Origin of the sequence: Rhodococcus aetherivorans (assembly GCF_011058165.1) — a bacterium.
GTDB classification, from domain to species: Bacteria; Actinomycetota; Actinomycetes; order Mycobacteriales; family Mycobacteriaceae; genus Rhodococcus; species Rhodococcus aetherivorans.
Genome location: NZ_JAALEG010000144.1, coordinates 1 through 8,866, shown reverse-complemented (window position 1 = coordinate 8,866; position 8,866 = coordinate 1). Strand labels below are relative to the sequence as shown.

5 protein-coding genes and 2 pseudogenes are annotated in these 8,866 nt (G+C 67.5%); 2 read left to right on the top strand and 5 right to left on the bottom strand.

All coding sequences use genetic code 11. From position 1 onward, the window contains the following. A pseudogene (locus G6039_RS29085) lies at positions 1–808 on the bottom strand (transposase); the annotation flags it as partial. On the opposite strand from G6039_RS29085, the gene G6039_RS29080 reads away from it, so the two are divergent. Together G6039_RS29080 and G6039_RS29075 are read left to right on the top strand one after the other, a co-directional pair. Continuing rightward, positions 792–1,373 (top strand): dihydrofolate reductase family protein, encoded by a 582-nt coding sequence (locus tag G6039_RS29080; RefSeq protein ID WP_043798413.1) that lies wholly within the window; start codon positions 792–794, stop codon positions 1,371–1,373. The pseudogene G6039_RS29085 and the gene G6039_RS29080 sit on opposite strands and share 17 nt — an antisense overlap. Before the next feature lie 888 nt (positions 1,374–2,261). Then, positions 2,262–2,858: a maleylpyruvate isomerase family mycothiol-dependent enzyme gene (locus G6039_RS29075; protein ID WP_043798414.1), complete on the top strand. Its 597-nt coding sequence runs from the start codon at positions 2,262–2,264 to the stop codon at positions 2,856–2,858. Positions 2,859–2,902: 44 nt separating this feature from the next. Here G6039_RS29075 and G6039_RS31540 read toward each other — a convergent pair. From G6039_RS31540 to G6039_RS29055, 4 genes and pseudogenes are all read right to left on the bottom strand, one after another. Continuing rightward, positions 2,903–3,235: pseudogene (locus tag G6039_RS31540) on the bottom strand (nuclear transport factor 2 family protein); the annotation flags it as partial. Beyond that, positions 3,235–3,633: a (R)-mandelonitrile lyase gene (locus G6039_RS29065; RefSeq protein ID WP_043798416.1), complete on the bottom strand. Its 399-nt coding sequence runs from the start codon at positions 3,631–3,633 to the stop codon at positions 3,235–3,237. The pseudogene G6039_RS31540 and the gene G6039_RS29065, both read right to left, overlap by 1 nt. A gap of 67 nt (positions 3,634–3,700) precedes the next feature. Beyond that, on the bottom strand, positions 3,701–3,961 hold the full coding sequence (locus G6039_RS29060) for a flavodoxin family protein (protein ID WP_080688498.1): 261 nt from the start codon (positions 3,959–3,961) through the stop codon (positions 3,701–3,703). A gap of 680 nt (positions 3,962–4,641) precedes the next feature. Next, positions 4,642–8,866, bottom strand: a 4,225-nt coding sequence (locus G6039_RS29055; RefSeq protein ID WP_164528176.1) for an AAA domain-containing protein, incomplete at its 5' end; no start/stop codon positions are given.

Here is an 8,866-nt window from a genome sequence, read left to right as displayed (position 1 = left end):
CCCAAGTCGCCTCGACTTCGACATGCTCTTCGGCGGCGAACAGGGCGGTGAGTCGGTCCTGCTGCTTGTCGGTGAGTAGGTCGGCGCCGGTGTGCAGGGTCCTCCTGGCGGCGTAGAGCGGGTCGTCCTTGTGACCGCAGTGGCCGTGGATCGCGAGTTGGACCCGACGCCGGCACTTGTCGAGCGCGTCACCGGCTACGCGGACCCCGTGGAAGGGATCCATCACCGCGACCGCTGCGGGGATCCATCGACGCCGAGAACCTGGACGCCGTCGAGCCGGTGCGGATCGTCTATCAGGACCCGCTTGCCCTCGGCCAGGACGGCGTCGTTGGCGGTGTTCCAGGCGCCCACGAGTCCTTCAGCGACACGCGCGACGGTCAGGTGCTGGCGCACGACGCCTTCGAGTGCCCACCGCAGACCACCTCGCGAGAGCTTCGCCCGCGGCTCAGCAGCCAGGCTGGTGTCCTGGCGCCACATGCTCGCAGCTGGAGCACCGATAGCGACGGATCGGGACCACCAGCGTGGTCGGCCGCCAACCCAGCGGCTCGTGCGCCAGACGCCGGGTTACGGTGTCGCGCGACGATCCCTCGCATCCGCAGCGGCGACACCACCTCTCATCCGACCCGTCGGGTTCGACGACGCGACAGGCCAAGACAGCACGGTCCGGCTCGAACCGCGGCCTGGTCACTTCGAGACCGAGCTCGTCGAGTCGGCAGAACACGGTCAGATCAGGGCAGGCAAAGCCCGCCCCAGGGGTAGCGTCAGGCACGTCGCGGTCTAAGGAGAGCCCCGTGGGCAAGGTGGTCATGTACAGCTCGGTGTCGGTGGACGGCTTCGTCGCGGACGAGAACGACCAGCCCGGACCGCTGTTCGACTGGTTGTCCAGCGGTGACGTCCCGTTGGACGAGAGCGGCGAGGTGAAGGTGTCGCAGACGTCCTACGACTACACCCGGCCGTACTGGGACCAGATCGGGGCGACAATCGTCGGCCGCCACGTCTTCGACATGACGGACGGCTGGGAGGGGAAGCCTCCGGGCGGGGTCGACCACGTGGTCGTCGTGACGCACCGGCCGAAGCCCGAGGGCTGGGCCCCCGAGGCGCCGTTTCACTTCGTCGACGGCGTCGAGGCAGCCGTGGCCAAGGCGCAGGAGCTCGCGGGTGACCGCATCGTCGAGGTCGCCGGTGGCGACGTCGGTGGCCAGGTGCTTGCCGCGGGCCTTGTCGACGAGGTGCGCATGGACGTCGTACCCGTCGTGTTCGGGTCCGGCAAGCGCTACTTCGGGTCGGTCCACGCACAGCACCTGTTGGAGGATCCCGACGTGGTGATTCAGGGCAACCGGGTGCTTCACCTGCGCTATCGGGTGCGCCGTTGACCGATCTGAGCGGGTACTCGAAGAAGTCCACTGCGAACGGTGACACAAGATCGGGCCTCCGGCTGCGTTTGCGCATCGCTGCCCCGGGACCGACGCGCCAGCCAACATCCAGCCAGCGATTACACCCTCAACTGTGAAGCGCCCACAATGCCACCGCCTCGCTCGACACGGCCCCATTGCGGCAGTCTGATCGACCCGATATCCCGCTGCGTCTCGTCGGACAACGTCCCTCACCTCCGTGTTTGAGAGATACCTACGCGGCCGTGCAACGAGTCCGGTGTCGGCAGGACGGCGTGTCGCTACGTAGTCCGGTCACCAGATCGATGCCGTTTTCCGGATGGTCGATCCGGCCTGTCGACGGCAGGCCGGAGTCGGCTCTGGCCCCCTTTCCGATTGCGTCGTCAGGCATGCCTGACTGCCGAGCACTACGAGAGAATCGTGCGCGAGCAGTTGTGCGCCGGCTGACCGCCGACCGGGACACCACTTTGGCTACCGAATCCCTGCAGGTGTTGGCGGAGGCAGTGCTCTCCCTGGCGGTCGAGAACAGCGATCCGGCGACGTCGTCACCTCACCCATCCAGAGGATCGTGAGGCACCCTGCGGTCCCTGATATTCCCCGCCTGTGGGTACTGCAGCGCATGATCGTCGAGACCGAACTGCTCGGCCAGCACGTCCATGAAGTCGATGTGGCGCGGTACTCGGCGTAGCCCTCCGCGGCGAGTTTCGGGATAGGTGTCAGGCAGGTCGCACACCTTGGCGACTTCGGCTTGGCCACTCTCCGATGAGTTTGACCGGCCCGTGGAGTCTCAACCTCTGCAGGCGGCGCGATGCAAGGACGTCCGGCTCGGCGGCGGGGCACCTTGCTCAACTGAATGAAAGGGGACCGACCGTGAACAACCTGCAGTCCGGGGTACCGCCAACGTACGACGGCCTCGCCGACCTGCTCGACTCCGCGCCCACCGAGACCTGGGACACCCCGTCGCTCTGCGCGACGTGGCAGGTCCGCCACGTGGTCGCGCACGTAACGATGCCGGCGCGGCTCACACCCGAGCAGTTCGGAGCCGAGATGGCGGCGGCAGGCGGCGACTTCACCCTGCTGTCCAACACCGTAGCCGCCCGCGACGCCTCCCTGCCGGTCGCCGACCACCTGGCCCACCTCCGGTCGCCGCTGCTGCACGAGTGGCAGCCGCCGGGTGGCGGGGCGGCCGGGGCGCTCAGCCATGCAGTGATCCACTCCCTCGACGTCACGGTCGCGCTCGACCGGCCGACGGTTGCGCCGGTCGAGGCCGTGGTCGCCGTCCTCGACCAGCTCACCGCCGCGAACGGCGCACTGTTCGGGGTCGACCTGACCGACGTCCGGCTCGAGGCTGCCGACATCGACTGGAGCTGGGGAAGCGGGAAGGTCGTGCGGACCGACAGCGGACGCCTGGTGGCGCTTCTGAGCGGCCGAACCCTGCCCGATGGCCGCGCCCTACGCCGCGGCTGACCCACCCAGGTGGACGCGAGGGTGTACGCCGCCACCCACCGGCCGTCGCGGGCGGTGTAGTGGATCTCGAGCTGCAGCGGCCAGGTGCCGTGCCCGCCCCGGATGGTGGCCTCCGTCCGCGTCCGCGCGGTGAGGACCGGCGTCTCTCCGTCCAGGTCGATCGTGACCGCGACGTCCTGCATCGCGTGGTACCGCATCCGGCCGGAGGCGACGTCGGCCAACCATTCGGCCTTCGACTGCTCGTACGCGGTCATGTGTGTGAGCGTGAAATCTTCATCGAGCAGTTCGCGGAGCGCGACCGCATCGCCGGTGACCATCGCGTCGCGCTGCTGTTTGCAGTCGCGCACCGCCGCCTCGACGTCGTTCCCCGCCTTCATCAGCCGTTGTACTCCTCGTCGGTGACGTGCTCGAGCCACGTCGTGGTCGTCGCCGGGTCGTCGGCGTTGTCGAGCATCGCCAGATGCTCCATGAACGAGTCGGCGGCCGCACCGTGCCAATGTTCCTCGCCGGGCGGGCAGTAGATCGTCCGGCCGGGGTACGCCTCGATCTTTTCCCCGCCACGGGACTGCACCCACGCCACGCCCTGTGTAACGTGCAGCGTCTGGCCGCGGGCGTGCGAGTGCCAGGCGGTGCGGGCGCCGGGCGCGAACCGGACTTTCGCGACGATCATCCGCTGACCGTCCTCGCGGGGGAAGGCAATCGGGTCCAGCCACACGTCGCCGTGGAACTGTTCGGGCGGGTTCTTCGTGGTGGGGGTACGCGGGGCGATCCGCATCTTCCGTTTCCTTCGATCCGGCTCGCCCTGCGAGCGGTGATGTGACAGCCGCGGGTGCGACAGGCAGTCAGAGCAGGCCGGTGCGCTGCAGCCAGGAGTCGACTGCGTCGCCGGCATCGCGGACCTCCTCGCCCCGAACGGCCAGACCCTCACCGAGAGTTGCTCCGCGACAATCCTGTTCATAATCGTCCGGGACGCTCCCGAGCCCGCTCACGGCGTGGGTGGTGATCGGGTGGACCCTCGTGCCGGCGACGTCGAGCCTCTCGGCGAAGGCCCACATGATCATCGGCGCACTGCTGTTCCACACCGGACTCCCCACAGAAGTCATGCCCGAAAGTGTGCCGTACCCCCGCACCGGGTGCCGAACCCGACGTCCCGCGCCGTTGTCCCTGCGGCCCCGGAGGGGACGGTCTGGCACCGAACGGCGAGGGGACGTGCATCTTCCCTGTTCAGGAAGCGTTCTCGGCGGTGCGGGCGATCTCCATGACGAAGCGGCCGTCCGCGGTCGGGGTGACGCGGGAGTCGATGTGCAGCCCGGATCTGCGCACCGCGGCGATCCTGCCGGTGCGCAGGTCCGGGCGGCGACGCTGGCCAACTGGCGGCGGCTGCGGTCGTAGACCTTCCAGGTGACCCATTCCCCGGGCCGGGCGCCGGCCAGGGCCTTGATCTCGGCTTCGGCCTGCTGACGCGTCGTCGGGACCGGATCCCGGGACGGGCTGGGCGCCGAAGACGTCCCCGACCGACCGCCGGTCCGGTTCGGCGTCGAGCTTGGCCAGCAGAAAACAGTGGTGGACCGTCCGCGTCCTGAGCTCAGGAAACCGGCACGCCCGTAGGTCCACACCCGCGTGCCTCGAGTATGAGACACGAAGACATAGCGCCGGGGGACGAACTGGTCGTCACCACTCCTGCTCCACGAGGTCGAACTCCGGCATTGCGACGATCCACGCGAGGTCAGCGGCACCAACGTCTCGAAACCCGACCTACGAATCGCCCGATCATCCGATTCGGTCAGAAGCCGGCACCATCGTCGGCAGTGCGATCGACTACACCCGCAACCCGATAGTTCGTCCGTTGCCCTGGCGCAACGAGCGCGTCGACCCGCCCCGCGACAACGAGCTCTTCCAGCACCGCGAGAACGACCGTCCAGTCCATCTCGAGCCGATCGGCAAGCTCGACGACCGGATATTCCTCACTCCCGAGTGCCTCCACAATGGTGTCAGCCAGCGATGACGACACCGGCGTGGCCACCGACGACTCGGTGAATCCGGAAGGCTCGGCGTCGGACACAACACCGACATCCGCACCCTCGGAGGTAATGCCGCGCCGCTCGAGCTCGCCCCACAGCCCCGACATCGACGCGTCCGGGTCGAGGTAGTACTCGGATTCGCGGACCCTCCAGAACCTCCACCCGCTCCGGCGCAGTTCACGTTCACGCTCGAGGTCGGCGCGCTGCCGGTCGGGATTGGTGTGCCACTGCTCGCCGTCGCACGCCACAGCCAGCTTGCCTGCCGCGCCGGTCACCACCAGATCGATGACGTGACCGTTCACCTCCACCCGGGGGTTCACGTGATGTCCGCGGGCAGCGATGTCGAGGAACACCTCCTGCTGGAAGAGACTGTCGAATGCCTCGTGCCGCTCCTCACCCGTCACCCCCGCCGGCATCGGCGCCGCAGGCATCGGCGACGTCGACTGCATGTAGGTGAGCAGCGAATGCCGCAGGTCCGTCGGCCGCAACGTGTCGACGGTCCGCGAATGGAACAACCACAACTGGTCCTGTGCCCTCGATGCGGCGACGTTGAACCGTCGTTGGTATTCGGTCCTCGTCATCGCCGCGATGTTCTGGTCGGGCGCGACCACCATGGACAGAAACACCACGTGCCGCTCGTCCCCTTGGAAATCCGGAGGCGTGCCGACACGGAGTCTGCGTTCGTCCCATTGGTGCAGGGTGAGCCGGTCGAGCAGTTCGTTCTGGATGACGTCGACCTGCGACTGCCCCTGCAAAACCACCACGCCGAAGGTTTTCCCGTCGTAGGCGGGGTCTTCGACACACTGCACCACAGTGTCGACGAGGGCACCGGCCTCGACACGGTTCGTCAACGTCGAGTTCTGTCCGGTGACGACAACACCGTCGACGTAGGTGGTGCGCAGAGGCGGAAGGCGGTCGGACCCATACTGCCGCAACGGAACCAGGGGGTCGTCTGCATAGAACTGTTCGCTCGACCAGGCGATGATCTCCGGCATCGATCGGAAATGCTCACGCAACCGGACGATGCTCCCGAACCGCGACCGCAACAACGAGAACATGCTCGAGCGGGGAGTGAAACTATCGCGCAAGTACTTCGGGATGTCGGGCAGGGATGAATCGAGACGACGGAACACTCCGTCGAGCGCACCCAACGACACCGCACTCGGCGCGCATTGCTTATCGTCCCCGACCACGATCACACGCGGCGCCAACCACAGCAGGAACAAGCTACTGATGTCGACCTGGCTTGCTTCATCGACAATGACGACATCGAACAGGTTCTGTACAGGCGGAACCGAAGACAGCACCTGCTGCAACGGCATCACCCACGCCGGCACCGCACCCTGCGCGACCTGCATGGCCTCACGCGCTGCAGCCCGATACCGCTCTGCATATCTCCCGGTACCCTTTCCGATACTCGCGACATGGTCGCGGTACGAGTGCAGGGCTTGGACCTGCTCGGCGGTCGTGCGGTCGAGACACGCGCTCCACGCCTTCTCCGCGACGAGCTGCGTGGTCAACCGCGAGATGTCTTTCTCGACCGCGTCGAGGTCACGTTCGAACTGCCCGTCCTCACGCCCCTCGTTGACGTTCCGCACCCACTGCTCTGCGCGACGCCACGCCCACGCGCTCTCGATGTTTGCCAGACGAACCGGCCACTGCGGCCACGACGGATCTTCGGCGATGGCCTGCGCGAGCGCCGGTGCGGCGTCGGTCAAACCCGCGTGCAGCGACAAGAGTTCGAGCTCCTCCCGCTGTTCACCGGCCGCACGATCCCATGCATCCAAAGCTGCATTGATACCGTCGAAGTCCGCATCGTGGAAGGCCCGTGCCAGGGCGCGCCCTTCGGGCGATGCTCCCCCGGCGATCTGGCCCCGCACATGCAGGCCGACGGATTCGAGCCAGGCCCTGCTGGCTTGCGCAGTGCCGACCGCGGCGATTGCCCGCGCCGACTCCGCAACCGACCGCGCCTGTTCGACACTCACAAGCCGCGGCGCACCAGGGTGGATGTCTCGTAACGCCGATTCGACATCCCGTACCCGTGTGACAAGGTTGTCCACGATGCCACGGTCCCGGTTGATCAGTGCCAGGGTGCCGATGGCACGGCTGCGTGACTCGTCGAGTGCGATGTCGATACCGAGATCGCGCAGGACGATCCCCACGACCCGCACCGCGTCGAGCGCACGGAGGTGCTCGGCGACGATACGCACCGAGTGGGCGGTCGTGGCCGCGACCCCGTCGACGGTCGCAGGCTCGCCGAGCGCCTCGACCGCCGACTGCTCGTCACTCCTCCGGAACCGGGAGAGGCCACTGCGCCATGTGTCCCCCGCCTCCAGCTTGCGAGCCAGCGCGTCATACGCCTCGAACGCGGGCCGCCCGGTCACCGGCGTTGCCACCGTGCTGGCACCGACGACGCGATCGGCCTCCTGCGCGGCCTGCACGAGACCTGCGAACTCGGCGGTCTTTCCCCACAGGTGCTGCGCCCTCCCCGACAGGACATCGTCGGCCACGCGTTGAAATCCCAGGTCGAGCCGTTCTGCATCGTGCAGAGCGCCCTGCAGTTGTTCGCAGAGATCGCGGATACGGGCGAGTATGTCGGGTGAGGCGCCCTCGAGTACCCGCAGCAACTCCGGCATTTCGCCGGTCACGTCCTGCGATGCCTGTGCGACCGCGGCGCACGCGTCCTGCACCTCTCTCTGGGTGGGCAGGGACAAGTCGGGGAACGCTTGGTGCCGCCGACGCGCCCGCTCGACGCTCGACCGCTGATGAAGCGCATGGAGGGTGATGAATTCGTCGACGCTCAGAGGTGGGGCGTCGGTGAACAGCGGTGCGGGCAGCCACCCCTGTCCGGATTCCTGTGCGCGGACCCTCCGGACGATCGACGCGACCGTCCCCTCGTAACCGGCGGCGACCGCGGTGTGAACGACCGTCTCCTGCGCGCGCGTCTGCCGAATCTGTTCCGTCAGGATCGCCCGACGGTTGAGCACGTCGTTGCGTTGCGTGGTGAGTTCGTCGATGCGCTGCGCTGCGCGCCGCCCGTTGAATTGCGCCTTGCGGGTAGCGATCTCGCTGACACTGCGGTTGAGCTCCGCAGACCCTCCCCGCGCCGGGTCGGTCACCGCCACACACAGTTCTTGCAGTTCGAGCGGAAGTTTGTCGCGCAGTACACGCAGCGCCTGAGCCTTCTCACTGGTGACCAGCACGCGCTGGCCACCCGCGAGCAGCGCGGACACCAGGTTGGCGATGGTGTGTGTCTTACCAGTACCGGGTGGGCCTTCGACCACGACGCCGCTGTCGCCGGTGAGGCGATCGAGGATGTCGCGCTGCTCATCGTTCGCGGGCAACGGGAACAACGGATCATCGGCGAACAGCGCGGACGGTGTGCCGATGCGGTCGAGCCATGCGACACGGTCGGCCGGTTCGATCGCTTCGACGAGTTGCGCCAGACCCAGCGGCACCTGGTTCGACTCGTCGGCGACGGCCTCGCTCATGCGGTTGTAGTACTCGATGAGCGCATAGGCGCCGCGCTTGCGGAGCACCAGAGCCGGCGACGGTCTCACGAACGCCTCGGGCGACGATGCCTCCTCCGCCTGGTCGAGGACGTCCACGCGCACTGTAAGTGCCCGGTCGGTCCAGTCCTTGAGAAACACCCGAGCCGCGGGGTCGAGGGGCGACGCGACCTGAGTCGCGAGGGATTGGTGCAGGTCGCGGGTACTCGATGGATCGAACACTTCCAATCCGGTGAGGAGCTGGGTGTCTTCGAGCGACGGGACGGCGTCGGGATTCAGCCGGACCAGCAGGTCGCCGGATTCCTCGTGCCGCTCGATGAGGGCGGACTGGGTGATCAAGTGTGTGTGCACCCGCGCGCCTGCAACATCGTCGGAGAGGTGCAGCAACCCCGATGCGACGACGAGCTCGAGCGATTCCGGTTGGGCGTCGAGGTCCAGCATCGCATGCTGCAGGAACGTGTACAGCTGCGACGCGGGC

What these genes read in the sequence shown, in the direction of transcription:
- G6039_RS29065 (WP_043798416.1), bottom strand. Translation starts at nt 3,633, where the DNA reads ATGCGGATCGCCCCGCGTACCCCCACCACGAAGAACCCGCCCGAACAG.
- G6039_RS29060 (WP_080688498.1), bottom strand. Translation starts at nt 3,961, where the DNA reads ATGACTTCTGTGGGGAGTCCGGTGTGGAACAGCAGTGCGCCGATGATC.